Origin of the sequence: uncultured Microbacterium sp., from assembly GCF_947489255.1 — a bacterium.
Taxonomy (GTDB): Bacteria; Actinomycetota; Actinomycetes; order Actinomycetales; family Microbacteriaceae; genus Microbacterium; species Microbacterium phycohabitans.
In genome coordinates this window covers 255,852-281,218 of sequence record NZ_CANLCY010000004.1, presented here as the reverse complement: position 1 = coordinate 281,218, position 25,367 = coordinate 255,852, and the positions used below count along the sequence as shown (strand labels likewise).

18 protein-coding genes and 1 tRNA gene are annotated in these 25,367 nt (G+C 69.2%); 1 reads left to right on the top strand and 18 read right to left on the bottom strand.

The genetic code is table 11. The annotated features are described in order from the left end of the window. Position 1 precedes the first annotated feature (1 nt). The 16 genes from Q0818_RS11735 to Q0818_RS11660 all read right to left on the bottom strand — a co-directional run bounded on the left by Q0818_RS11735 (position 2) and on the right by Q0818_RS11660 (position 22,912). Positions 2 to 1,327, bottom strand: coding sequence for a homoserine dehydrogenase (locus Q0818_RS11735; RefSeq protein ID WP_298874885.1), 1,326 nt, complete (start codon positions 1,325 to 1,327; stop codon positions 2 to 4). Beyond that, positions 1,324 to 2,754, bottom strand: coding sequence for a diaminopimelate decarboxylase (gene lysA / locus Q0818_RS11730; RefSeq protein WP_298874883.1), 1,431 nt, complete (start codon positions 2,752 to 2,754; stop codon positions 1,324 to 1,326). The genes Q0818_RS11735 and lysA overlap by 4 nt, the downstream gene beginning before the upstream one ends. Before the next feature lie 300 nt (positions 2,755 to 3,054). After that, complete coding sequence (locus Q0818_RS11725; RefSeq protein WP_298874880.1) at positions 3,055 to 4,128, bottom strand: hypothetical protein; 1,074 nt, start codon at positions 4,126 to 4,128, stop codon at positions 3,055 to 3,057. 86 nt (positions 4,129 to 4,214) lie between these two features. Beyond that, entirely contained in the window at positions 4,215 to 8,630 is a 4,416-nt protein-coding gene (locus Q0818_RS11720) for a hypothetical protein (protein WP_298874877.1), read from the bottom strand. 201 nt (positions 8,631 to 8,831) lie between these two features. Further along, positions 8,832 to 11,129 (bottom strand): M60 family metallopeptidase, encoded by a 2,298-nt coding sequence (locus Q0818_RS11715; protein WP_298874875.1) that lies wholly within the window; start codon positions 11,127 to 11,129, stop codon positions 8,832 to 8,834. A 111-nt stretch (positions 11,130 to 11,240) separates the two neighbouring features. Next, positions 11,241 to 15,644, bottom strand: coding sequence for a hypothetical protein (locus tag Q0818_RS11710; RefSeq protein WP_298874872.1), 4,404 nt, complete (start codon positions 15,642 to 15,644; stop codon positions 11,241 to 11,243). A 375-nt stretch (positions 15,645 to 16,019) separates the two neighbouring features. Then, positions 16,020 to 16,790, bottom strand: a complete 771-nt coding sequence (locus Q0818_RS11705) for a DUF2993 domain-containing protein (protein ID WP_298874869.1) — start codon at positions 16,788 to 16,790, stop codon at positions 16,020 to 16,022. A 2-nt stretch (positions 16,791 to 16,792) separates the two neighbouring features. Next, entirely contained in the window at positions 16,793 to 18,457 is a 1,665-nt protein-coding gene (locus tag Q0818_RS11700; RefSeq protein WP_298874867.1) for an arginine--tRNA ligase, read from the bottom strand. Between the two features lie 130 nt (positions 18,458 to 18,587). Continuing rightward, complete coding sequence (locus Q0818_RS11695) at positions 18,588 to 19,400, bottom strand: transglutaminase family protein (protein WP_298874864.1); 813 nt, start codon at positions 19,398 to 19,400, stop codon at positions 18,588 to 18,590. Positions 19,401 to 19,478: 78 nt separating this feature from the next. Then, the gene (locus Q0818_RS11690; protein WP_298874862.1) at positions 19,479 to 19,961 is read right to left on the bottom strand and encodes a hypothetical protein; all 483 of its coding nucleotides are present in this window, start codon (positions 19,959 to 19,961) and stop codon (positions 19,479 to 19,481) included. Continuing rightward, positions 19,958 to 21,106, bottom strand: a complete 1,149-nt coding sequence (locus Q0818_RS11685; RefSeq protein ID WP_298874860.1) for a serine/threonine-protein kinase — start codon at positions 21,104 to 21,106, stop codon at positions 19,958 to 19,960. The genes Q0818_RS11690 and Q0818_RS11685 overlap by 4 nt, the downstream gene beginning before the upstream one ends. Before the next feature lie 34 nt (positions 21,107 to 21,140). Then, complete coding sequence (locus tag Q0818_RS11680; protein WP_295836307.1) at positions 21,141 to 21,395, bottom strand: DUF6458 family protein; 255 nt, start codon at positions 21,393 to 21,395, stop codon at positions 21,141 to 21,143. Between the two features lie 118 nt (positions 21,396 to 21,513). Continuing rightward, positions 21,514 to 21,768 (bottom strand): hypothetical protein, encoded by a 255-nt coding sequence (locus Q0818_RS11675; RefSeq protein ID WP_298874857.1) that lies wholly within the window; start codon positions 21,766 to 21,768, stop codon positions 21,514 to 21,516. A gap of 253 nt (positions 21,769 to 22,021) precedes the next feature. Then, a tRNA-Arg gene (locus tag Q0818_RS11670) sits at positions 22,022 to 22,097 on the bottom strand. 114 nt (positions 22,098 to 22,211) lie between these two features. After that, on the bottom strand, positions 22,212 to 22,382 hold the full coding sequence (locus tag Q0818_RS11665; RefSeq protein WP_298874854.1) for a hypothetical protein: 171 nt from the start codon (positions 22,380 to 22,382) through the stop codon (positions 22,212 to 22,214). A gap of 80 nt (positions 22,383 to 22,462) precedes the next feature. Next, positions 22,463 to 22,912 (bottom strand): hypothetical protein, encoded by a 450-nt coding sequence (locus Q0818_RS11660; protein ID WP_298874851.1) that lies wholly within the window; start codon positions 22,910 to 22,912, stop codon positions 22,463 to 22,465. Between the two features lie 100 nt (positions 22,913 to 23,012). Here Q0818_RS11660 and Q0818_RS11655 point away from each other — a divergent pair, with 100 nt between their 5' ends. Next, a complete protein-coding gene (locus Q0818_RS11655) occupies positions 23,013 to 23,408 on the top strand; it encodes a DUF5684 domain-containing protein (protein WP_298874848.1) in 396 nt (131 codons plus the stop codon). Positions 23,409 to 23,450: 42 nt separating this feature from the next. Here the strand turns inward: Q0818_RS11655 and Q0818_RS11650 are convergent, their stop codons facing one another. Both Q0818_RS11650 and Q0818_RS11645 read right to left on the bottom strand, forming a co-directional pair. Then, the gene (locus Q0818_RS11650; protein WP_298874846.1) at positions 23,451 to 23,753 is read right to left on the bottom strand and encodes a hypothetical protein; all 303 of its coding nucleotides are present in this window, start codon (positions 23,751 to 23,753) and stop codon (positions 23,451 to 23,453) included. Positions 23,754 to 23,907: 154 nt separating this feature from the next. Further along, entirely contained in the window at positions 23,908 to 25,077 is a 1,170-nt protein-coding gene (locus Q0818_RS11645; protein ID WP_298874844.1) for an RtcB family protein, read from the bottom strand. Positions 25,078 to 25,367: the final 290 nt, after the last annotated feature.

The following is a 25,367-nucleotide window of genomic DNA, read 5'->3' as shown; positions in this document are numbered from 1 at the left end:
GTCAGTTCCCTTCCACGCGCAGCACGGAGACCACGCGCTCGACGACGCCGCTCGCGGCGAGACGCTCGACGGTCTCGCTCAGGTCCTGCTCGCGGGCCTTGTGTGTTCCGATGACCAGGCGGGCGGAACCGCCGGTCCGGGTGTTCTCGTCCGCCTCGATGACGGTCTGCTCGACGGTCGCGATCGACACGCGGCCTTCGCTCAGGATGCCGGCGACCGTGGCCAGCACGCCCGGCTGGTCGTCGACCTCGAGCGTGATCTGGTAGCGCGTGATGACGCGTCCGATCGGTACCGCGGGCAGGTTGGCGCGCGTGGACTCACCCACGCCGACGCCTCCGGCGATGTGGCGGCGCGCGGCCGAGACGACGTCGCCGAGCACGGCGGAGGCCGTCTGCACGCCGCCGGCACCGGCGCCGTAGAACATGAGGTCACCCGCGGCCTCGGCCTGGACGAACACGGCGTTGTTCGCGCCGTGCACGCTGGCGAGCGGGTGCGTGCGCTCGACGAGCGCCGGGTAGACGCGGACCGAGATCGACTCGGTGCCGCCGTCTTCGGCCGCCAGGCGCTCGCACACGGCGAGCAGCTTGATGACGTATCCGGCGTGACGGGCGGACTCGATCATCGCGGCGTCGACGGAGGTGATGCCCTCGCGGTGCACGGCATCCAGCGGGACGGTCGTGTGGAAGGCGAGGCTCGCGAGGATCGCGGCCTTCTGCGCGGCGTCGTATCCCTCGACGTCGGCCGTCGGGTCGGCCTCGGCGTAGCCGAGGGCCTGCGCCTGGGCGAGGACGCCTTCGAAGTCGGCGCCCTCGGTGTCCATGCGGTCGAGGATGTAGTTCGTCGTGCCGTTGACGATGCCCATGATCCGCACGACGCGGTCGCCGGCGAGCGAGTCGCGAAGCGGCCGGATGATCGGGATGGCGCCGGCAGCGGCGGCTTCGTAGTACACCTCGGCGCCGACCTGGTCGGCCGCCTCGAAGACCTCGGATCCGTGGGTGGCCAGCAGGGCCTTGTTGGCCGTGACGACGTCGGCACCCGACGCGATCGCGTGCAGCACCTGCGTGCGGGCCGGCTCGATACCGCCCATGAGTTCGATCACGATGTCGGAGCCGACGATGAGGGTCTCGGCATCCGTGGTGAACAGCTCGCGGGGCAGGTCGGCGTCGCGCTTGGCGTCGACGTCACGAACGGCGATGCCGGCGAGCTCGAGCTTGGCGCCCGCGCGGTCGGCGAGCTCGTCGCCGTGCTTGAGCAGCAGGTCGGCGACCTGCGAGCCGACGGCGCCGGCGCCGAGGAGCGCCACGCGGAGCGTGCGGTAGTCGGTCATTCGGTGTCTCCGTGGGGTGTTGCGGTGGGGGCGGATGCCGGGATCCCGGCGTCGCGCAAGAGCAGATCGTCGATGGTCTCGCCGCGGACGATCACACGGGCCTGTCCGTCGCGCACGGCGACGACCGGCGGGCGCGGCGTGTAGTTGTAGTTGCTCGCGAGCGAGAAGCAGTAGGCGCCGGTCGCGGGAACGGCCAGCAGGTCGCCGGGCGTGACGTCGGCCGGGAGGTACTCGGCATCCACGACGATGTCGCCGGACTCGCAGTGGTGACCCACCACGCGAGAGAGCGCCGGTGCCTCGGAGCTCGTGCGCGAGACGATGCGGGCCGAGAAGTCGGCGCCGTAGAGGGCGGGGCGGGCGTTGTCGCTCATTCCGCCGTCGACGCTGACGTAGGTGCGCTCGAGGCCCTCCGCCGCGGCGACCGTCTTGACCGTCCCGACCTCGTACAGCGTCACCCCGGCCTGACCGACGATGACGCGGCCGGGCTCGGTGGCGACGTCGGGCATCGGGATGCCGCGCACCGCGCACTCGTCGGCGATGGCATCCAGGATGCCGTCGGCGATCTCCTCGATCGGCTTCGGGTCGTCGACCGACGTGTAGGAGATGCCGAAGCCGCCGCCCACGTTCATGAGCGGGATCTCTCCCCCGGCCAGCAGGTCGGCGTGCAGGTCGACCAGGCGCGCGGCCGACTCGCGGAACCCCGAGGAGTCGAAGATCTGGGAGCCGATGTGCGCGTGCAGGCCGACGAAGCGCAGGCTGGGGAGCTCGCGGATGCGCGAGACCGCCTCGGCCGCCCCCTCGAGGGAGAAGCCGAACTTCTGGTCTTCATGAGCGGTCGCCAGGAACGCGTGGGTCTCGGCGTGCACGCCCGTCCGCACGCGCACGAGCACGGACTGCACCGCCCCGCGGCGATCGGCGATCGCGGCCAGCCGCTCGATCTCGATCGGGCTGTCGACGACGACCGAGCCGATGCCCACCTCGACCGCGCGTTCGAGCTCGGACACGCTCTTGTTGTTGCCGTGGAACCCCAGACGCTCGGGCGCAGCGCCCGCAGCGAGGGCGACCTCGAGCTCACCGCGGGTGCAGACGTCGACGGCGAGCCCCTCGTCGGTCACCCAGCGCACGACCTCGGTCGACAGGAACGCCTTGCCCGCGTAGTACACCCGAGCCCGGATGCCGTGCCGCCCGGCAGCGACCTCGAAAGCCTCCCGTGCTCGACGGGCGTGGGCCCGCACCTCGTTTTCGTCGAGGACGTAGAGCGGGGTACCGAAGCGGTCGCGCAGGTCGAAGACGGAAACGCCGCCGATCTCGACGGACCCGTCGACCGCACGGCGGGTCGAGGTGGGCCACACGGCGGGGACGAGCTCGTTCGCTTCGGCCGGGGCGGTGAGCCACTCGGGCACGAGCGCGGAGTGCGAGGCGGACACAGGGGGACCAATCGGGTTTTGCGGCGACGCGACGGCCGCGGATCACGGCTCCCACCCCCGCGGAGAGTCACGCGGCGGGCAGTCCTTGCAGTCTAGGGCACCGCATATGCCGCTCCCGTCCCGCGCGCCCCGGGCGCCTGCGGCGGGGCTCCCCCGTCCCGTCGACGCGGGCTAGATCCGCCCCGCACCACCGGCATTCGCAAGACGGTCTCGTCCGGCGAACCGGCCTGTCATGGGACTGTCCCGGAACCCCCGTGCGGGCGGCCCGTTATCTGGCCGCTCCATCGATGTCGATCGACCTCACTGTCGGACGAGGAGACCATGCTCGACGAGCTCGTCCGCCACCCGGCGCAGGGTCTCATCGTTGAGCGTCACCGCGTCGGCTGCCGTCCGCCAGACGGCCGCCGCGTGGGGAGCGAGCACGAGCACCTGCGCGGGGCCCCCGTCGATCGCGCGCAGGAGGGCGATTTGACCGTTTTCGACGGTCAATGCGTCGACGAACGGCGATCGCGTGTAGGTCGGCCCCCGATCGTCGCGCTCGCTTCGGACAGGCTGCAGCGCGGCGAGTATCCCCGTCGAGTCGTGGTCCGTCTCCGCTTCCTCGACACGTGGTGGATCGGACAGGAGGCGGGCGACCACGTCCGGAAGGTCTCCCGCGTCGTCGTAAGCGAGGCGATGAACGCCGCCGACCCGCCGCAGGTGGGTGGACACCGTTCGAAGCGGCGACGGCATCGCGGTGAGAAAGCTGGACTGTTCCGCGAGCGTCGCGATCGCCACGCTGTCCGGCACCGGCGTCAGCGTGGGGTGACGAATCGGCCCTCCGGGGTCACGACGACGGTCCAGCACGATCAGAGAACTCACCGTCAGGGGCTTGTCGGGCAGGGGCTTCAGCCCCAGGTCCGACGGAGCCACCTGCTCCTTCACCGACTCCCCCGCGCGCACGATCGACAGCGGCTTGCGGTAGGCGAGCACCCCTCCGGATGCCGTGATCCCGATGCTCTCGTCGGATACGTAACCGAATTCCCGACCGAGAACCGCGGCAGCCGTCGTCTTGCCCGCCCCCGACGGCCCGACGAGCACCGCCACTCTCCCCTGTTCATCGGCGACGCCGCACGCGTGCAGCATCCAGACCTCGCCCCGCCGGGCGCCGAGCGCCGCGACCGTCACCCGGGTGGACAGGTCGGCGAGCACCGACGAGAACTCGAACGCGGCGCCGAGCTCGACCGAAACGAGCGTGCCGCCCGATCGGGCGAGACCGACAGAAGCGTCCGCCCACAATGCGGCGACGGTGGAACGGTCCCCCGGGGGAAGGCCCGTCAGATCGATCGCAACGCGCGCGCCGATGGCGGCGACGACGACCTGCTGCATGGGCATGTTTCCTTTTCGGTGGGCTTCACCAGACCGCATGCCGAAGCCCGGACCCGCCACCAGCGGCGGGCCCGGGATCCGGTGCGTGATCATTACTGCGTGATGATGTACATCCGACTCGACGAGTACGAGTACTGCGTGAGGTCGATCGCGGTCTGCGACCCCCATGCACGTGTCCCGTTCGCTCTGATACCGACCGAGACGGGGGTGAGACGCGAGGTGGTGGATCCGTCACCGAGCTGGCCGTATTGGTTGTCTCCCCAGCCCCTCACCGAACCGTCCGACAGCAGTGCGTAGGCCGAGTGGCCACTCGCAGCGATCTTGACGACGTTGGTCAGCCCCGCGACTTCGACGGGCGCCAGCCTGTCGCTCGTCGTGCCGTCGCCCAGCTGCCCTGCGTCGTTCAGGCCCCAGGCCTTGACTTTCCCTGTTGTGAGGAGTGCGTAGCCCGACTGGTAGCTGCCCACGATCTGAGTCGCACCGCTCAAGCCCGACACATTGACCGGCGTCGCGTTGGTGCCGGTGCCCAGGCCGTCGCCCATCTGCCCCTTGCTGCCCGCGCCCCATGCCTTCACTGAGCCATCGGACATCAAGGCGAAGCCTCCGGCACGGCCGAATCCGGCGATCGCCGATACGCCCGACGTCAGGCCCGATACCTGCCTCATAGTCGCCGAATTCCCCGAGACGCTGCCCTCACCCGCTCGCCCCGACCCCAGTGCTCCCCAGGACTTCACCGAGCCGTCGGAGAGCAGCGCATACCCCGTGGCCTCCGACGTCGCGACCTGTTTGACGCCCGACAATCCCGCAATGATCGTCGGAGTGGTGGTCGAGCCCGCCGTGACGGCGGTTCCGAGCTGATTGAAGGTGTTGTCACCCCACCCCTTCACCGTGCCGTCTGCGAGCAACGCCAGAACGAAGGCGTTCGACGCCGTGAGCTGGATGACGTTCGACAAACCCGGGATCTGCGCCCAACTGCTCCGGGAGTTGCCTGCCGTTCCCAGCTGCGCATAGCCGTTACCACCCACGGACCACACGGTTCCGTCCTTCAACAACACCAGGGTCGTCTGCGACGCACCGCCGTCGTTTCCCGAGCCGCAAGAGACGACTTGAGTCACCGGTGCGGGGAAGACCCGGAGGAACTGCGACGGCGAGGTGCGCAGGGCCCCTGTTCCCCGATCGTCTCCACCCGGTGCGCCCCCGTCGCCCATCTCGTACCAGGAGTTGTAACCGAAACCCAGGGCATTGGCGCCGAGAACCGTGAAGGTGTCGGATCCAGTGCTCGGACCACTCGATGCGCTCACTCGCACGATGGTGCCCGGCCGCGTCCATGCATCCGGCACGGAGACGGTCGTGAGGTACTCACCGTTTCCGTCTGTCTGTCCCGACGTGGCACCGAGGGTGGCCCCGGACGAGACGGACAGCGACACGGTCGCCCCCATTGCGGCCTTGGACCCCGCTCCGACACGGGCCTTCACTGTGGCGGATCCCATCGCCGCCGCGAGCTGCGATTCCACGACGTCGACCGAGACCGTCGTGTCGCCAGTGATGACGTACATCCGATCGCTGCTCGGCGAGAACGACGCCAGTCCGACCACGTTGAGCGAGCCGGGAACCCTGACCTGCACCGCCTGCGAGCGGTTGGTGGTGGATCCATCGGCGAGCTGACCGCCGGAGTTGTCGCCCCACCCGACGATGGCTCCAGTTCCCAGCAGTGCATAGGCGGCGTTTCCGCTCGCGGCGAGACGCGCCGCTCCGGTGACGCTGGTGACCGTCACGGGTGCCGTGCTGTTCGAGCCGGAGCCGTTGCCCAACTGACCCGACGAGTTCCTCCCCCACGTGCGGATGGTCTTGTCCGCCAGCAACGCATACGCGGCATCGAGGTTCGCGACGACCTGTGTGACCCCGCTCAGACCCGACACCGACACGGGGACCGCGCTGGACGTCGTGGAGTTGTTGCCGAGCTGGCCCGAGGCGTTGTTCCCCCACGCCTTCACCGTGCCGTCCGAGAGCAAGGCGAAACCGCTCGCCGACCCCGCAGCGATCTGCGTCACGCCGGCCAGATTGGACACCGTCACCGGGGTCGCGGAGAGGTCACTGGTGGTGCTACCGGATCCCAACGCGCCCCGCCCGCCGGGGGTGGCTTCCGACCCCCAGGCGTTGCGGCCGATGGCTCGCACCGTTCCATCCGAGAGCAGGAAGAAGGCCTGCTGCGTCCCGGCGGCGATCTGGGTCACACCGGACACCCCCGGCACGGTGATCGGAGTGAAAGCCGCGCTCTGCAGGGCCACCCCCGTACCGATCTCTCCGAACCAGTTGTCACCCCACGCCTTGACCGTCCCATCCGAGAGCAGCGCGTAGACGGACTCCGCCCCGGCCGAGATCTGCGTCACACCGGACAGGCCGCTGACCTGAGCCCAGGTCGTGCGTGAATTGCCGCCCGTCCCGAGCTGCCCGAATCCATTGCCGCCGACCGACCAGACCGTTCCGTCCTTGAGCAGAACGATCGTCGCGTGATTCGACCCGCCCCCCGTGCCCGTTCCGCACGAAACCACCTGCACGATCGGAGAGGGGAACGACCGTAGGAACTGCGTCGGAATCGTCCGGGCAACGCCGGTCCCCGGGTTGTCGCCCCCACCCTGACCGCCATCCCCGAGCTCGTACCAGGAGTTATAGCCGAACCCGAGGGCGTTCGCCCCCAGCACGGTGAAAGAGTCGGAGGCCGCATTCGTGTCCGTCGTGGCCTCGACCCGGACCACCGTACCCGGCTTGGTCCAGACGTCAGACGTCACGGTCGTCTGCACCTGACCGGAGGAATCCGTCTGGGCGGTCGTAGCGCCAAGGGCAGCGTTCGAGGTGGCACTCAACGTCACGCTGACACCGGCGACACCCTTCGCGCCGGTCGCCACCTTGGCCTTCACGGTTGCGGCAGTACCCGCGGAAACCTGCGTTTCGACGACATCAACGGAAAGGGTGGTCTCCCCGGTAATGAGGAAGGAGCGCCCCTGACTCGAGGTCGAGGCGACGGCGAGGGATGTGACAGAGCGTCCTGCCGGTACCTGCACCGTCACCGGGGACAGACGTGTCGTCGTCGTGCCGTCGCCGAGCTGGCCGTAGGTGTTCTGCCCCCACGCCTTCACCGTGCCATCGGACAGGAGGGCGTAGGCGGCCTTCTGCGCCGTGGAGATCTGGACGACGCCGGAGAGTCCGGAGACCGTCGTCGGAGTCAATCGCATCGTCGAGGTGCCGTCACCGACCATGCCCTCGTCATTGTTGCCCCACGCCTTGACCGACCCGTCGGTCAGAAGGGCGTATCCGGCAGTAGACCCCCCAGCGATGGCGGCGACGCCGGACAGGTTCGGGATCGCGGTCGGAGTGGCGCTATTCGTCTTCGTGCCGTTACCCAGCTGGCCGAGATTGTTCAAACCCCAACTGAGCACCGTGCCATTCGACAACAGCACCAGCGTGCTCGCATACGAGATCGAAGCGACATCCACGACATCCGAGACGTTCGGCACCGTGAACGGCGTCGTACGATTCGTCTGCGTCCCGTCGCCCAGCTGCCCCGCCCCGTTGTCGCCCCACACCTTGAGCGTTCGATCCGACATCACGACGAAGACGTTGTTGTATCCGGCCACGAGCTTGGTGGCGCCGGAGTTGATCACCTTGACCGGCGCAGGACGGTACGTCGTCGTCCCATCACCAATCTGCCCCGAGGAATTGTCTCCCCACGCCCACACTTCACCGGCCGTGGTGAGTGCGTATCCATTGACGTTGCCCATGCCGATCTGCTTCACGCCCGACAAACCGGGGACGATCTTCCACACATCGTGACCCGTGCTGTCGCCCGTACCATCACCCAACTGCCCGTACGCGTTACCGCCGATACCCCACACGGTTCCATCTCGCAGCAACGCCAGCGTGGCTCGCGCCGCGCCGCTGTCGGTCGCCCCGCCCGAGGCGATCTGCACCACGGGCGAGGGAAACGCACGGTACGTCTGCGTCGGCGCGGAGGCGGCGGCCCCGAGGCCCAACTCCGCCCAGACGTTGCGACCGAAGGCCAACACGTTGGACCCCAGCACCGTGAAAGGCTGGCTGGCCGACTGACCGCCGGACACCGCGGTGATGGAAATGGTGGATCCCGGGGTGGCCCAGGGCTTACCGAGGTCGAACGACGTCGTATACGCGCCGGCACCGTCGGCGACGCCGTCCGCGCCCCCGAACGTGGAGCCCAGCGGACCGCTGAGCGAGACGGGTGCGCCCGCGACGGGAGCGCCCTGCGCGTCGCGGACCACGGTGGTCAGCTGAACCGGACCCGACGAGGGGATTCCCGATGTCGGCACCGAAAGCGTGAGGGCCTGCTGCCCCGATGCTGCCGCGAAAGCCGGCGCCGAGGACGCCATCGCCAGGACAGGTGCACTCCACAGGCCCGCACCGACCACGGCGCGGCGCGACAGACCCTGCGCGAGAGGCGGGGCGTCGGGGGCAGGCAAGACGGGCGTCGAAGACATGTGCACTCCAGGCGTCGAGAAACGGTCCAGACCTCCATCCGGGTGGAGACGGTGTCTGCTCGCGAGTAGACACCACCCCGATACGCCTCTCCACGGACGCGCACGTATTCCTGCGCTTCACGCCGACGGATTCATCCGCCGGGTCACTCCCATGTGAACCATGGGTCGCCAACGCCCCGCTGCGGCATGGCCTGAAGTGGCCTAGAGGACGAAACGCCCACCGCTGATCCGGACCGTCGTCGGATTGGACGTCAACGTCCCCACGCGGTTGCTGTCCTGATAGACCCGCACGCGCGTCGGCTCGGCTGCACGGATGACGAATTCGTCTCCCTCCCCGCACGGCACACCGTGAAGGGCGTCGGCAACCGCCTGCGCCGTATCCTCGCCTTTCACCGACACGGTTGTGCGCGTCACCCCCGCGGCATCCCGGAGCTCGACCTCGTAGTACACCTGGCCGGCGAAGTAGATCTGGTGCGCCTGGTTGCCGCTCGAGGTCGCGACGAGACGGCTGCCGTCGGCGCTGATCCCGATCGAGCCGATCATCACGTCGTAGAAACCGACGAACTCGAGCGCCGACACCACTGTGACCGAGACCGGCCGTTGCAGCACCTCCTGGGTACCCTCCTCGGATTCCAGCACCGCGTACACGCGGCCCGTGCCCGAGCCCACCTGAACCGCGAGCGCGCCGCGAGCCATGACCACGCTCCGGGAGCCCCGCACGCTCCCGAGATCGCTCACCTCGGCAGTGCTGCCCGCGGTGTCACCCAGATAGACGGCATCCGTCGGGGTCCAGAGCGTGCCCGTCGGGGGGTTGTACGGGACCACCCGTTCGAGCGGAGCGTCGGCGGTCGTGATCGCCGTCCAGAACTCGTACTGGAGCGGTGGATGCTGCGCCATCACCGCGAGGACCTCTTCCGACACCGTGACGCCCCACGCGCGGAAGAACGGGCCGAGGTCACGATCGGCCACCTCCGAGGTGAGCAGCGCGAAGGAATCGATCTTCTGTCGGTCCGACCCCTCCGACGGACGTCCCAGCGCCCGCCGGACGCGGTACTTCTGGCTGAGCGCCGCATAGAAGTCGTCTCCGAAAGAACGCCGGAGTTGATCGAACAGGAAGAGGGGGTAGAACGGGCCCTCGTCCGTGAGGTTTTCGAAGTGGCGTTTGTCGACGGGATCGGCGAAATATCTCGAGATCCTCTGCTGCAAACCCGGAGAGTCGTCGAGCATGTTGCCGCCGGTGGTCCGCTTCTCGGCGGCCAGAGAGGAGATGTTGACGGTCACCTCCCCCAGGCCCGACCACGTGTACTGCGGGGTCTGATAGGTGTGCCCGATCTCGTGCCACATCGTCCACCAGTCGGTGCTCCTCGCCAAGGCGCGACTGGCCCCCGAACTCACATGGAACGAGAGCCATTGATAGGTAGCGAACGCGTAGGCGCCGCCGGAGTCGGGACCGGACACGTAGACGCGACCACCGTGCTTGCGTGCGACCCCGACCGCGTCGTAGCTCAGCCCGTAGATCGCATCGGTGTGTTCCCGCGCCAGATCGAGGCGGGAGGTGACGAGGTCGGGATCGTAGACGGTGGACACGTCGGGGGCGTCGATGACGGACCGCTGGATGTCGGCGAAGATGCGATCGCCCACGTGCGTCACGATCGGAGCATCGGAGAACGAGCGCATCTGGGCGTCGAAGTCATCCTTGGTCGACGCACCCTTCACCCAGACGGGTTGCGGGTGACCACCGCTGATGACGAGCGGCACGGCCGACCACTCGCTGTGATTGATGACGAAGACGATGCCGCTGCGATCGGCCGTGATCGTGTTGGTGCCGCCCGTCAAGACCGTCGAGGCCATCCCCTCGCTGCCGTCGGTGCCGAACACCTGCATCGGCCCGCGCGTGCCGATGTTCAGCTCGAGCCACCATGACGGGGAGCCGTCGACCTCGACGGTCAGCACTTCTCCCGACCGCACGTAGCGGCCGGTCGGCTGCAGGTCGCTGTGCGGCATCCCCCGGTTCTCCGCCGCCGCCGACTCGTCCTGACTGCCGTGCGGGAGCGCGAGCACCCGAGTCGAGCGTCCATCCGCGTCGTGTTCGATCACCGCGGTCTTGCGGACGGTGAACGACGCACTCGAGCTGGATCCGCCGATCGACGCCGTCACCAAGCCGGCCGCGGACGACTGCAGGTCTCGAACGCGCAGGATGGTCGAGAACGTCCCCCAGGCGTCGGTCACCCCCGTCGAGCGCTCCAGGAACGCGCTCGCCCCGCTCACAGATAAGGCCACGGCGGCGCCCGCCACGCCTCTTCCGCTTTCGTCGCGCACCGTCACCTCCACAGCGGAGACCTCCCCCGGATGCAGGACGGGATGCCACACCGCGATCGCGACCGACTGCGTGGCGCTCACCGCATAGGCCGGGCTCGTCGCGCTGAGCACGACGACGGGGGCGGCCCAGGCAGACGCCGTCAGGACGCGGCGCCGGGGCAGCTCGGAGGACAAGGGCATGTCGGTCCGTTCGTTCGGCGGAGAACGTGGAGAAGCGAACTCCGGGCCCGCCGTCGATGACGGCGGACCCGGAGCGGTCTAAGGACCGGACGTGCCGGTCCCGCCTCGTCGTCACTCCGTGATGAAGTACATCCGGTCGGTGGACGGCGAGTGGGAAGCGAAACCGACGACCGGCACCGGCCGGACAGGATTCTCGATCGGCCACCACGTGGGAATCTGAACCGGCTGCGTGCGATCGGTCGTGGATCCGTCTCCGAGCTGGCCGTTCTCATTCGCGCCCCAGCCGCCGGCCGTTCCGTTCCAGAGCCGCGCGTAACCTGACCGGCCACTCGCGCCAATCCCTACGACGCCGAAATCGGGCGTCAGCACCGACACCTGGACGGCGCTCGATCGCGAGGTCGTGGTGCCGTCTCCCACGGAGCCCGCGGAATTGTCGCCCCACGCCATCACGAAGCCGTCGGACGTCAGGACGATCCCACCGGCGCGGTTTCCCACCACCTGAGTGACGGTCTTCCCGCTGAGGCCCTGTACCTGGACCGGGGTCGACTGCGCGGGAGTCGTCTGTCCCGCAACCCACGGCCCCGGAACGGGCGTCGTCCCATCACCGAGACGGCCCGAGTCGTTCGCTCCCCACGCCCACACCGTTCCGTCGGACTTCAGCGCGTACCCGCACTGATGGCCGCCGGCGATCTGCGTCACATTCGACAGGTTGGACACGGTCACGGGAGTCGCCGAGTGATCGACCGATGAACCGTTTCCCAGCGCCGCGGAGAACGTGTTCCGCCCGATCGCGCGGACGGTGCCGTCCTCGAGCAGGAAGTATCCCTGCTGCGTTCCCGAGCTGATCTGAACGACATTCGACAGCCCCACCACCGTCACCGGAGTCGTCGCACTGTCCCCCGCGACGCCGGTACCCAACTGCCCGGAGTAGTTGTCGCCCCACCCCTTGACCGTTCCGTCCGCCAAGAGCGCGTAGACGTGGACGTTGCCCGCGGAGAGCTGCGTCACACGAGAGAGTCCGGGAATCTTGGCCCACGCGCTTCGCGAGTTCCCCGCCGTGCCGAGCTGGCCGAATCCGTTGCCCCCGACCGACCAGACGGTGCCGTCTTTCAGGAGCACGAGCGTGGTCTGGTTGGACCCGCCGCCGTTGCCGGCGCCGCACGAGACGATCTGGGTGATCGGAGCGGGAAACACGCGACGGAGCTGCGAGGGTGAGGTGCGGGCGACGCCCGTCCCGGCGTCGTCTCCGCCCGGCGTACCGCCATCTCCCATCTCGGTCCACGCGTTGTATCCGAATCCGACAGCATTCGCGCCCAGAACCGTGGAGGTGTCAGAGCCGGTGCTCGAGCCGTTCGACGCGGTCACGCGCACGATCGTGCCGGCCGTCGCCCAACGGTCCTGCACTGCGATCGGAATCTGCACGGTACCGCTCGCGTCGGTCGTGCCCGACGTCGACTGCAGCGCCGCCCCCGGCGTCACGGACAAGGTGATGGCGGCGCCGGCCACAGGCGCCGACCCGGCTGCGACCTTCGCCGTGACCGTTCCCGGATCGCCGCCCGCGGATAGCCCGTCCTCGGCGATGTCGACGGAAACCGAGGTGTCGGCAAGAGTGAAGAAGATGGTGCTTCCCCCCACTCCGTGTCCGTTGAGGGAGGAGACAGGATGCCCACCGGTGTCGAGCACCTGCGGGGTGGGGCGCGTCGTCGTCGTGCCGTCGCCCAGTTCGTACCGCGAATTCAAGCCCCATGCCCGAACCGAGCCGTCCTTCAACAACGCGAAACCCGACTGGTAGCCACCGGCCACTCGCGCGACGTCGCTCAGCCCCGTCACCGCCACCGGCGATCCGACCGACAGGGAACCCGCCGTCCCATCACCCGCAGAGCCGTTTCCGACGGCGCCGTTGTCGTTGACCCCCCATCCCCGCACCGTGCCGTCGCTCAGCAGCGCATATCCGCCGGCGTTGAACGACGCGACAGCCGTCACACCCGTCAACCCGGCGATCGGCTTGGGCGTGGTCGTGTTCGCACCGATCCCCTGCCCGGCCTCACCGTGCTCACCCCGTCCGCACGAGACGACCGTGCCGTCGGCGAGCAGAACGTAGACAGCGTCGTTCGCGGCGGCGACCTGCACCGCCGTCGACACTCCCGACATCTTCACCGGCGTTTCGCTGTTGGTGGTGTTGCCCACCCCGAACTGCCCGTACCTGTTCTCTCCCACACTCAGCACGGAGCCGTCGGGCATCACCGCGTGCACCGCAGACCCCGAACACGCGATCTGCACGGCACCGGAGATCCCCTGGACCAGTGCGGGTTCACCGCTGAATCCGCCGACGTAACCCAGCTGGCCGGCGAAGTTCGTCCCCCACCCGTAGATCTCGCCCGAGGAGGTCAACGCGTACAGCGCGCCCCACGAGGATGCCACCTGCACGACGGAGGAGAGCCCATTGACGACCTGCCACGTGTTGCGCGAGTGTGCGGACGTATCGCCGTCGCCCAGCGTCCCGTCATTGCCGTTGCCCGCCGTCCACACCGAACCGTCCGCGAGAACGACGCACGCGTGCGCGTGGCGGGAGCTGACACCGTGCAGCACCGGTGCGGGGAACACGACCGGCAGCTGCCTCGCCGACGTGTACGCCGGCCGATCCGGGTCACCGTCACCGAACTGGCCGTAGTCCCCCTCGCCCGTGGCCACCACGTTCGACCCGAGGACGGTGAAGACGTCGGATGCCTCACTCGTCGCCGTGCTGGCTGTGACGCGCACGACGGTGCCGGGCTTCGTCCACTGATCGGGCCTGACGGTGGTCTCCACCGTTCCGTGAGCGTCGGTCTGACTCTGCGTCGTGTCGAGCACCGCGCCCGACGTCGCCGACAGAGACACGTCCACCCCCGCGACACCGCCCGATCCGGAAGCGACCGTGGTCATCACCGTCCCCGCGGTTCCCGCCGACACGAACGTCTCTATGACATCGACCGAGAGCACAGCGTCACCGAGGATGACGAACGTGCAGGGTGCGGCCGGGCTGCCGTTCACCGGGATGAGCGTGGTAACCGGAATACCGACCAAAGCGGCGATCTGTTCGGGGACAAGCGCTCCGCCGCCCACCTGCGAGTGTCCGAGTTCGCCATGCTGATTATCGCCCCACGACCACACCCCGCCGTCTGCCCGCAGGGCATACGCCGCGCGGTGCACGGCCGAGATCTGCACGACGTCCGAGAGGTTGGCGACCGCTGCGGCAGTCGCGCGCGACTCCTGGGTGCCGTCTCCGAGCTGTCCCCAGTCGTTGTTCCCCCACGCAGCCACCGTTCCGTCCGCGAGCAAGGCGTAGCCGGCGAACATGCTCCCCGCCACTTGCGTCGCCGCGGTCGAAAGAGAGACCTGGACGGGAGTGAGCTGCTCCGACGTGCCCCCGACGGCGCACTGCCCCTTATCGTTCGCCCCCCACGCCCACACCGAGCCGTCGGCCTTGAGGGCGAATCCCCCGCCATCGTGCGCCGCGATTTGGACGACGTCTGCCGTCAACCCTGAGACCACTGCGGGGGTCGCATGCCCCGTCGTCGTGTCGTCACCCAAACGCCCGTGCTCGTTGTCGCCCCAGGCGACCACCGAGCCGTCGGAGCGGAGCGCGTAGACGGCGGTGATACCGGCGGCCACGTCCGTCACGTCCGAAAGAATTTGCACGGGCGTGCTCCGGTCGCTGTCGGTCCCGTCACCCAGAAGGCCGTACGTTGCCTCGCCCCACGACCAGAGGGAACCATCCGTTTTCAGCGCGAACGCCGTGTTGTACGAGCATGCCACTCGCCGGACGTCCGACAACTCTGAGAACGGTACCCACGTCAACCACGCACTCTGAGCCTCGATATCGAGACCGTCGCCTCGCAGACCGGCGCTGTCGATGTATCCGACCGAACACACCGTGCCGTCCTGCAGCACAGCGAACGTCGCACCCCACGCGGAGGTGGCGATCGACGTGATCGGCTGGGAAAACACACGCGCGAGCTGAGTCGGCGTCGGGAGGTCGTCCATGGATGCGCTGTCGAGTCCTAGCTCCAGGACGCCGTTGGGTCCCCAGCCCAGCGCATTCGCGCCCCGCACGGTGAAGGACTGCGACACGGTAGCCGACCCCGAGACAGCCGTCAGGGAGATCGAGGAGCCGGGCTTGGCCCACGTCTTCGACAGATCGAATTTGGTCTCGTACACGCCCGATCCGTCGGTGGTGCCGTCTGCAGCCCCGAACCACGATCCGCTGGGCCCCGTGAGGGAGACGAGAGCTCCCGCCACCGGCGCCCCCTGCGCGTCTGTCACGGTGGTCGACACGGTGACGGCACCCGAGGAGGGGACGGTGAACTCCGGCGTCGACAGCGTGATGACCTGCTGGCCCGACGCCGCGGCGAAAGCGGGAGCGGATGACGCGAGAGCAAGAGCGGGCGCACTCCACACGCCGGCGCCGACGACGGCGCGACGTGAGGGACCCGCGGGAGCAGGACGAAGGGCGAGAGGCGAGGGAGAGGCGGACACGAGCGCTCCAAAGGGTGAGATGTCGTGCATGCGCGTGTAGCGACGCACGGAAGGGGTCCTTCTGTCGAATGAGACCACCGACGCGGTGCGCCTGATTCGACGACTTCGAGACTCTGCGGCCGACGTGGCAGTGAATTCACCCTCGGGTTCGCGAACGCGCACCGTCATCGCCGTGCGGGACGTTTCACGCTCCACGTCGCCCGCAGGGGGTGCACGCGGTCGCCGGAGCCGAAACGACTTACCGCTCGCCGAACCATGACGTCACCAGAACGGACACCCGAGGGCGGCTACGACCGAGACCTCCGCGAGACCGTGATGCCCGCTCAGCTCGAGCCGGCTACGCCACCGTCGACCGATGCCGCCGGTGATGGGCGCTCAGCCGCAGGAGCCGTCGGCCTGCAGGGCGGGGTCGACGAGCACTCCGCCGTCGATGTCGAAAGCGGCGACGAGACTCTGACCCTGGATCGTGGCGGAGGTCAACGTCAGGGCGGCGGGGAGACGGTCGGCGATGCACAGGTTCCGCGTGCCAAGGACCGTGTCGGCGACTCCGCCGAGCTGGCTGCGCAGGGTGTCGGCATCCACCGCGTTGCCGCCGAGCTGGAAGGCGCTGGGGGTCAGCGTGAGGTCGCCGGCGGACGCCCCGGGGGTGACGGAGACTCCGACCGGGATCGCGACGCCGAACAGCGACAGCTCACTGGTGAAGGCGAGATCGGGCGCGGCGAGCGTCACGGTGCCGGAGGGGAAGTCGGGAATCTGCGAGAGGAGCGCACGCAGCTGCCCCTCGTCGAGCCGCACGGACGCGGTCCCCTCGTCGGCGGCCGCGTCGCCTGCCACGGGGACACCGCGCAGCTCCACTCGCACGTCGCCGGTGAGCGGGCCGAGGGTGACGTCGTCGGACGATGCGGTGACGTCGTCGAGACGGCCGGTCACCAGCTGAGGCAGGACGAGTCCTCCGACGGAGACATCCACCTCTTGGTCGTCGGGGAGACCGACGTTCTGCACGACGAGGGAGCGCACCGTGTTGGTGACCACGGAGCGCGCGATGAACTCGGCGGCGACCGCCAGCCCCGCGACGAGGACCACCGCGATCACCGCGACGGCGATCCAGCGGCCGGTGCGACGGCGGGGGCGGGCGGCATCCGTCATGACTACATCCGTTCCGGGGCGCTGACGCCGAGCAGAGCGAGGCCGTTGCGCAGCACCTGGCCGGTGGCGTCGTTGAGCCACAGGCGCGTGCGGTGCACCGGTTCGACGGGGGCGTCGCCGAGCGGGATGACGCGGCAGTTGTCGTACCAGCGGTGGTAGAGGCCGGCAAGCTCCTCGAGGTAGCGGGCGACGCGGTGGGGCTCGCGCACCTCGGCGGCGAACGCCACGACGCGGGGGTACTCCTGCAGAGCACCGAGCAGCGCCGACTCCGTCTCGTGGGCGAGCAGTTCGGGGGCGAATTCCGACCGGTCGACGCCGGAATCGGCGGCGTTGCGCGCGACGTTGAAAGTGCGCGCGTGCGCGTACTGCACGTAGAACACGGGGTTGTCGTTCGTGCGCTTCTGCAGGATCTCGGGATCGAGCGTCAGGGGCGAGTCGGCGGGGTACCGCGCAAGGGAGTAGCGCAGCGCGTCGGTGCCCAGCCACTGCTGCAGGTCGTCGAGCTCGATGATGTTGCCCGCGCGCTTGGACAGCTTGGCGCCGTTGATCGAGACGAGCTGCCCGATGAGCACCTCGATGTCTTTCTCGGGGTCGTCTCCGGCGGCGCCCGCGAGGGCCTTGAGGCGGTGGACGTAGCCGTGGTGGTCCGCACCGAGGAGGTAGATCTTGTGCGCGAAGCCGCGGTCACCCTTGTTCAGGTAGTAGGCGGCATCCGCGGCGAAATACGTGTACTCGCCGTTCGAACGGCGGATGACGCGGTCTTTGTCGTCACCGAAGTCGGTGGTGCGCACCCACACGGCACCCTCGTCGTCGAAGACGTGGCCCTGCTCGCGCAGACGATCGACCGCGTCGTCGACCAGGCTGGGCTGCCCGTCGACGTGCGCGTGCAGGTCGCGCTCGGAGAACCACACGTCGAAGTGCACGTTGAAGCGCTCGAGGGATGCCTGGATCTCACCCAGCTGGAAGCGGTACGCGAGCTCGGTGGCGACGGCGATCTGCTCGTCGCGGTCGAGCTCGAGCAGATCGGACCGCTCGGCGACGACGCGCTCCGCGAGAGCGGCGATGTACGCCCCGCCGTAGCCGTCGTCGGGGGTCGGCTCGCCGTGCGCCGCGGCCACGACGGAGCGACCGAAGCGCTCCATCTGGGCACCGGCGTCGTTGATGTAGAACTCGCGCACGAGCGTCGCGCCACTGGCGAGCAGCACGCGGGCGATCGCATCGCCGAGGGCCGCCCACCGCGTGTGGCCGATGTGCAGCGGCCCCGTCGGGTTGGCGCTGACGAACTCGAGGTTGATGGTGTTGCCGCGCTGGGAGTCGTTCGTGCCGAAGGCTGCACCCTGGTCGACGATCGTCTTCGCGAGGGCGCCTGCCGCCGCGGCATCCAGGCGGATGTTGATGAAGCCGGGACCGGCGACCTCGACGCTGGCGATGCCCTCGACCGACTCGAGACCGGCCGCGATCTCGGCGGCGAACTCGCGCGGGTTGGCGCCGACCACCTTCGAGAGCTTCATCGCCGCGTTGGATGCCCAGTCGCCGTGGTCACGGTTCTTGGGACGCTCCAGCGGGAGGTCGGCGGCGGTGATCCCCGCCGAAGAGCCCTCGCGTCGCGCCTCGGCGAGCGGGGCGATGACGGCGAGCAGGGCGGCGGAGAGGGCTGCGGGATCCATAACCCTGCAATTCTAGGCGGAGAGCGGTGAGCCACCCTGCGAGCCGGCGGAACGCGGGGTGACGGATGCCGCGGCGCCGGGCGGGTCGGCATCCGCTCGTCGTCGACCGGCGCACGGTGCGACGGCCGTCTCAGCCGATCTGCACCAGGGCTTCGTGGTCGTCGGGGGTCGCAGCCGCATCCGGAACCTCGCCGTCGAGCACCGCGTCGACGTGCATGCGCTCCAGCCCGACGTATCCCCCGTGGTAGCTGAGGAACGCGCAGTCGGCGGCGTCGCGCCCCGTGGCGATGCGCACGAGCGAGCGACGATCGGCGAGCCGCGTGGCGTCGACGACGTACCAGGCGCCGTCGATGTAGGCCTCGGCGACGGCGTGGAAATCCATCGGCTCGAGCCCGGGGGCGAAGCACGCGGCGTAGCGCGCGGGCATGTCCATCGCGCGGAGGAGGGCGATGACCACGTGCGCGTAGTCGCGGCAGACGCCCTGCCCGGTCATGAGCGTCGTGACGGCACTGTCGGTGCCCAGGCTCAGGCCCGGCGTGTACGTCACAGTGGATGCCACGAACGACGACACCGCGGTCAGCAGCTCCTCGCCCGCGAGCCCACGGAACTGACGGCGCGCCTGTGCGAACACCTCGTCGGACTGGCAGTACCGGCTCGGGCGCAGGTACGTGATGGTCTCGAGGTCGCTCGTGCGCGGTGTCTGCGCCGACCCGGCGACGACCGCGTCGTAGCGCACCGCGAGGGGTCCCGGTTCGCCGAGGACCCGGTGCAGGCGGCTGCCGGACTGGTCCACGATCTCGGTGGGCGTGTAGACGCGATCACCCTGCGAGAACGTCAGATTCTCGCTCAGCAGGGGCACCCCCTGCGCGGCGGAGATCTGGAAGATGAGATCGACGGAAGCCCCGAGGTCGAGGTCGAGTTCGGCGGTCACGCGGCGCGGCACCGGGCAATCCTCGCACGGTGCGTGCGCACGAGGGCCATTGCCGGCCGCCCGATCCGCGACACGCCGTCGGGCGGGTGCTCAGCCGTCTTTCTTGCCCGGGCCCTTGCCGTTTCCCGGGCCCTTCTCGTCGTCGGGCTTCTTGTCGGACGGGCCCCCGCCGTTTCCGTTCCCGCCCGTGTCATCGCCTCCGTCGTCGACGACGTTCTGCTGATCGTCGGGCGCGGGCTCGGTGGTCTGGACGGGCTCGGTCGTCTGGACGGGTTCGGGAGTCGGGGTCGGCACGAGACCGCTGAGGTCGGCGCGAACCGTCGCGATGCGGGTCAGGATGCCGTCGGCCTCCTCCGCCGTGATCTCCCCCGCGTCGCGGCGGGCGACGACCTCGGCCTCCAGAGCGTCGAGGCTCGACAGAGCGGAGGCGTAGTCGCCGGCCGACGCCTGCTCCGCGATGGTCTGGACGCTCTGCTGCCACGCCGTGGGCGTGGCGGCCGGCGGGGTGCAGGCGGCGAGCGAGAGGGAGAGGGCGACGGCGAGCGCGCCGACGAGGGCGGTGCGGAAGATCACTGACCGACCTCCTTCCACAGGTCGTCGACGTGCTGGTCGAGGGGCTGCGGCAACGAGGGCAGGTCGGGTTCGGCGACTCCCCCGCCGCCCGCGGCCACGACGGCGGTGACCCCTCCCGCGGCGATGACCGCCGCGACGACGGATGCCACGATCACGGTGCGCCGCGACGGGCGTCGACGCGCGGTGGACGTCGGGGTCGGATCAGCGCCGGACGCCCCGAGCACGCGGGTCGGCGCCGTGGAGGTGCGAGCCGCCGGGAGCCGTGCCGTCGCCTCGGCTCCGGGGGCGGCGACGGGGACGTTGGACAGGGTGCGCATCGCGACGATCAGGCCCGTGGCATCCGGTCTCTCGGCGGGGTCGACGGCCGTCATCCGCTCGAGGACCTCGCGCCACGCGGCGGGGATGTGAGCGGGGATCTCGGGCGCCGACACGAGTCGTGCGGCGAGGGCCTCGTGCGGGGTGCGCGAGCCGAACGGGCGCGATCCGGTGAGGGCCTCCAGCAGCACGAGCCCGAGGGAATAGACGTCGCTCGCCGGCGCGGCCGGCATGCCGCGGGCCTGCTCGGGACTGAGGTAGGCGGCGGTTCCGATGACGGTGTCGGCGCGCGTGACCCGGGTCGCCCCGACCAGAGAAGCGATGCCGAAGTCGGCCAGGGTCGCCCTCGGGGTCTCGCCGGTGTGGGCGGCGGGGCGCAGGAGGATGTTCGACGGCTTGACGTCGCGATGCACGATCCCCCGCCCGTGGATCACGGCGAACGCCTCGGCGATCTCCCGGCCCACGCGCGCGGCCTCGGGGCCGGCGACGCGCCCGCGTGCGATCACGTCGGTCAACGTCGGCCCGGCGATGAGCTCCATCGCGAGGTACGCGGGCGTGGCGTCGAGGCGCGCGTCGTACAGGGTGACGAGTGAGGGATGCGAGAGCGAGGCGAGGAGACGGATCTCCGACCGGACGCGGGCCACGTCGGAGGGGTCGGCACCGTCTCCGTCGATGACCTTGATCGCGAGGGTGCGCTCCAGGGCCGTGTCGACCGCCTCGTAGACGCGCGCGTAACCGCCCCGGCCGAGCAGTCGGCCGAGGCGGTAGCGGCCGTCGAACAGCTCGTCGGCGGACGAGTCGTAGGCGACGGTGGGCGTGGGTTCGGTCATGGGTGCACCTCCGGGGTGTCGACCCCGGGAGGACTCAGACGAGGTCGTCGTTGGACGAGCGCGTGGTCGAGCGGGTGACCTGGGCGCCCCCCACTCCTTCGGTGCGGGTGACCGTGTCGGTTTGCCGGCGACGCACGAGCAGCACGACGCCGATGAGGAACACGACGACGCCGGCTCCCATCATGATGTAGCCGATCATGCTCAGACTGACGTAGTCGTTGGGCAGGTTGACGGCGAAGGCGAGGATGGCGCCGATGACGAACAGCGCGATGCCGGCTCCGATGCTCATGGCAGGTCCTTTCGAGAGGGATTACAGCATCCCAACCGGACACCAAAAGGACCGATGGTCTTGACACGGGGACCCCGGGACGGATGACGTCGCCGTCGTCGCTCTGCTCGGGAAGGCTTCACCGCGCGTTTCTCGTCGAGCCCGTTTCATCGACCTCGTCCACCGAGCTCGGTTCGTGACGGAAGACAACTCGCGCGAGCATCGCGGCTCCACCGAGTACGCAGAGCCACGCGACTCCCCATGCCACGAAGCCGAGTGATGGATTCGGATCGATCCACGCTTGAACCGTGCTGGTTCCTTTCACAAGCATCCAGGCGAGAAAAAGCCCGATGAGAATGATGCCGCCGATGGCGAGTCCCAGCTTCTTTCCCATAACTCGAGGGTACCCGCACGGTCCCCCACTGCCCCGGGGAGATACGTCCTCATCGTCTGCTCATGCTCGGAGTCCGTTCTCGATGATGCGTGTGCACCCGAGGGAGAGGGACGCGACGATTTGCTCGTCGCCGAGGATCTGCACGCCGTCGCAACCGCCCCCGATCAGGCACGCCGCTCGGCGAATGTTGCCCGTTCGTTGCAATGAAGAAAGGGACCGCGAGTCTCAATGACCCGCGATCCCTTGTCTCTTCTGGTGCCCCCGACAGGAATCGAACCTGCGACCTTTGGTACCGGAAACCAACGCTCTATCCCCTGAGCTACGGAGGCGGACCGGTCCAGGCTACCACCGGAGCGGCGGCCGACCCGACGGCCGGACCCGGCCGCCAGCGCCGCGCCAAGGACCGACGGCGCGGGCTGCGGCGGCGGTCCGTGGCATCCGGATCACTCGTCGCCGATGACGCCGATGCCGCTCGCCTTGTGGTCGGCGTTCGGGTCGTCTTTCGACGGCGCCTTCGAGGCCTCGTCGACGTCGTTCTCCTGGCTCGGCTTGACCGTGGGGTCGTCTCCGAGGTCGGAAGCGTCGTCGGCCGGGGTGTTCTGCGGGTCGCTCATGGTGTTCCCTTCGTCGAGGTCACCAGCGTCGCAACCCGCTCCGGCCCGACGCACCGGGTTGACCGGGATCGCAGCTCGGCCTAATGGCGGAACATCCCCCGGACCCGTCGTGCGAGGGGAAGGTGCAGGAGCACCTCGCGTCCGTCGACGTCGACCGTGACCACCGACCCGCCGAGGCCGCGACCCGGCGCGGGGACGACGTCGGAGCGCACGTAGGCCTCCGCCACATCGACGTAGACGGCCAGCAGCTGCGCGCTCTGGTCTTTCGACGACGACGCGTCGACGAGCTGCATGCGATGACCCGTATCGGTCTCGACCGAGAACCAGCGCGAACCGGGGGTGGACACGAGCGCCCACCGGTCCCCGCGCGAGAAGCGGGCCCATGCGGCACCGTCGCGCAGCTCGGTCATGACGTCGAGATCGGCCTGCGCCACGACGAGCACCTCGAGCATGGCGAGCGCTTCAGCGGCCGTGACGTAGTCGGCACGGTCGGCGCTCAGACCGCCCCACTCGAATTTGCGCTCGCCCATGTCGCGGCCTCCTCGTTGAGAGCGTAGACCCGGCCGCTCGAGAGGCGCCTCGTCGAGGCGCAACCTGAGCGTGGGCTGGGAGAACCCCTACGATGAGCGCATGCTGACCTCTTCGCCCTCGTCGATCACCGAGCAGACCTCGATCTTCGCGCTGAGCGCGACCAACTCGCTGATCGCGCTCGCGGTCTACGTGCTGATGGTCGTCGCCCTGTGGCGCGTGTTCACCAAGGCCGGACACGCCGGCTGGCTCGCGATCATCCCGATCGTCAACCTCGTCGTCATGGTGCGCATCGCCGGTTTCTCGGGGTGGCTGACCCTGCTGTACATCGTGCCGATCGTGAACCTCGTGTTCCACATCATCGTGCACATCCGCGTGGGCCGTGCGTTCGGCCACGGGTGGGTGTTCTCGCTGCTCCTGCTGGTGATCTTCTACGTCATCGGCTATCTCGTCATCGGCTTCAGCGACGACAAGTACCGCCCCGAACGACTCGCCTGAACGGACGGGGACCGCGCGGACGGGCCGCTGCGACGGCTGCGCTCAGGCGAAGCGGAGGCGATCGTCGGGGTGAAGGCTGCGCAGCGGCACCGACCCGTCGACGATCGCACGGAGGGCCCGCGGGCTGACCTCCAGCTCCGCCGACACGCGCTCCACCCCCGCACCCGACGATAGAGCGCCGCGCAACGCCGCCTCCGCGGCGTGGGCGGCCTCGGCGACGTCGTCTGCTGAACTGCGGACGAACGCGGCGAGCTGCGCCTGCGCGTGTCGGATGCTGCGGCGCTGACGTTCGCGCCCGTCCGCGGGCTCGGCGGTGGGGGCGATTCGCTGCGTGTCGGGCGACATGATCTCCACTCCGGGGGAAGCGTTCGGCTCGCGCGGCTGCGAGCACTCCTCCAGCCTTTCCGACGGCCGGGCGTCCCACATCATCCCTGAGGACGATTTCCAGGCCGTGAACGACGGATGCCACGATCGCGCGGTCGCGATCGTGGCATCCGGTTCAGTCCCCCTTCACGTTGACGATCTGGCGGAGCGTGTGACGCACGGTCACCAGGTCGGCGGCATCCGCCATCACCCGGTCGATCGGCTTGTACGCCTGCGGGATCTCGTCGATGAAGGCGTCGGTGTCGCGGTACTCGATCCCGGTCATCGCCTCACGCAGCTGCTCGTGCGTGAAGGTCTTCCGGGCGGCCGACCGGGAGTACTCCCGGCCCGCACCGTGCGGGGACGAGTTGAGGGCGACGGGGTTGCCGCGGCCCTCGACCACGTAGGACGCGGTGCCCATCGACCCGGGGATGAGTCCGGGTCGACCGGCGTCGGCCATGATCGCGCCCTTGCGCGACACCCACACCTGCTTGCCGAAGTGCCTCTCGGACTCCGTGAAGTTGTGGTGGCAGTTGATCCGCTCCCGTTCCTCGACGGGGGTGTCGAGGAACCGACCGAGCTGGTTCGCGACCCGGTCCATCATCTCCTCGCGGTTGAGCAGGGCGAAGTGCTGGGCCCACCGCAGTTCCCGGATGTACCGCGTGAACTCGGGCGTCCCCTCGACCAGGTAGGCCAGGTCGGGGTGCGGGAGCTCGATCCACCACTGCTTCGCGAGGCGCTGCGCGACCTTGATGTGGTGCTGCGCGATGCGGTTGCCGACCCCGCGGGATCCGGAGTGCAGGAACATCCACACGTCGTCGTTCTCGTCGAGCGAGATCTCGATGAAGTGGTTGCCGCTGCCCAGCGACCCGAGCTGGTGCCGCCAATGGCCGGCGTAGGACGCGGGGTCGAACTCCGCCTTCTCGGCCAGCGCTTCGAGCTCGGTGACGCGTGGCTCGGCCGTGGCGACGATCTTCCGGTTGTCGCGACCGGCCGAGAGCGGAATGGCGCGCTCGATCTGCTGCCGCAGCTCGGCGAGCTCGCGCCCGTCGAGGTCGGAGGCGTGGAACTGCGTCTTGACGGCGATCATGCCGCAACCGATGTCGACGCCGACGGCGGCCGGCATGATCGCGCCGAGCGTCGGGATGACCGAACCGACCGTCGCACCCAAGCCCAGATGGGCGTCGGGCATGAGGGCCAGGTGGGGGTGGATGAACGGCATGGTCGAGGAGGTACGGGCCTGCTCGATGGTCTTCTCATCGATCAGGCTCGCCCACGACACCAGTCGTTCGGTGAGCTTCTGCATGGATCCTTTCCTTCTTGTGGAGGCGAGCGCGCAACGAGGTGCGGTACTCGCGCGGGGAATGAGCCTCAGGTGCGGGCGCCCTTCCCCCTCCAGGGGAAAGGGAAACGCCCCGACCTGACGGTGCGGGGCGTGAGAAGACAGGTGTCTAGACGACCGGCGCCGGAGGGTACGACGAGAGGAGGAACGGCAGGTACTGCTGCTGCTTCCCCTGCTGCTCAGCGCGGCGATCGCGGTTCGCGGTCATCGTCTCGTCTTTCCTCGGCTGTCGTGCCGGTCGGCACGGACTTGCG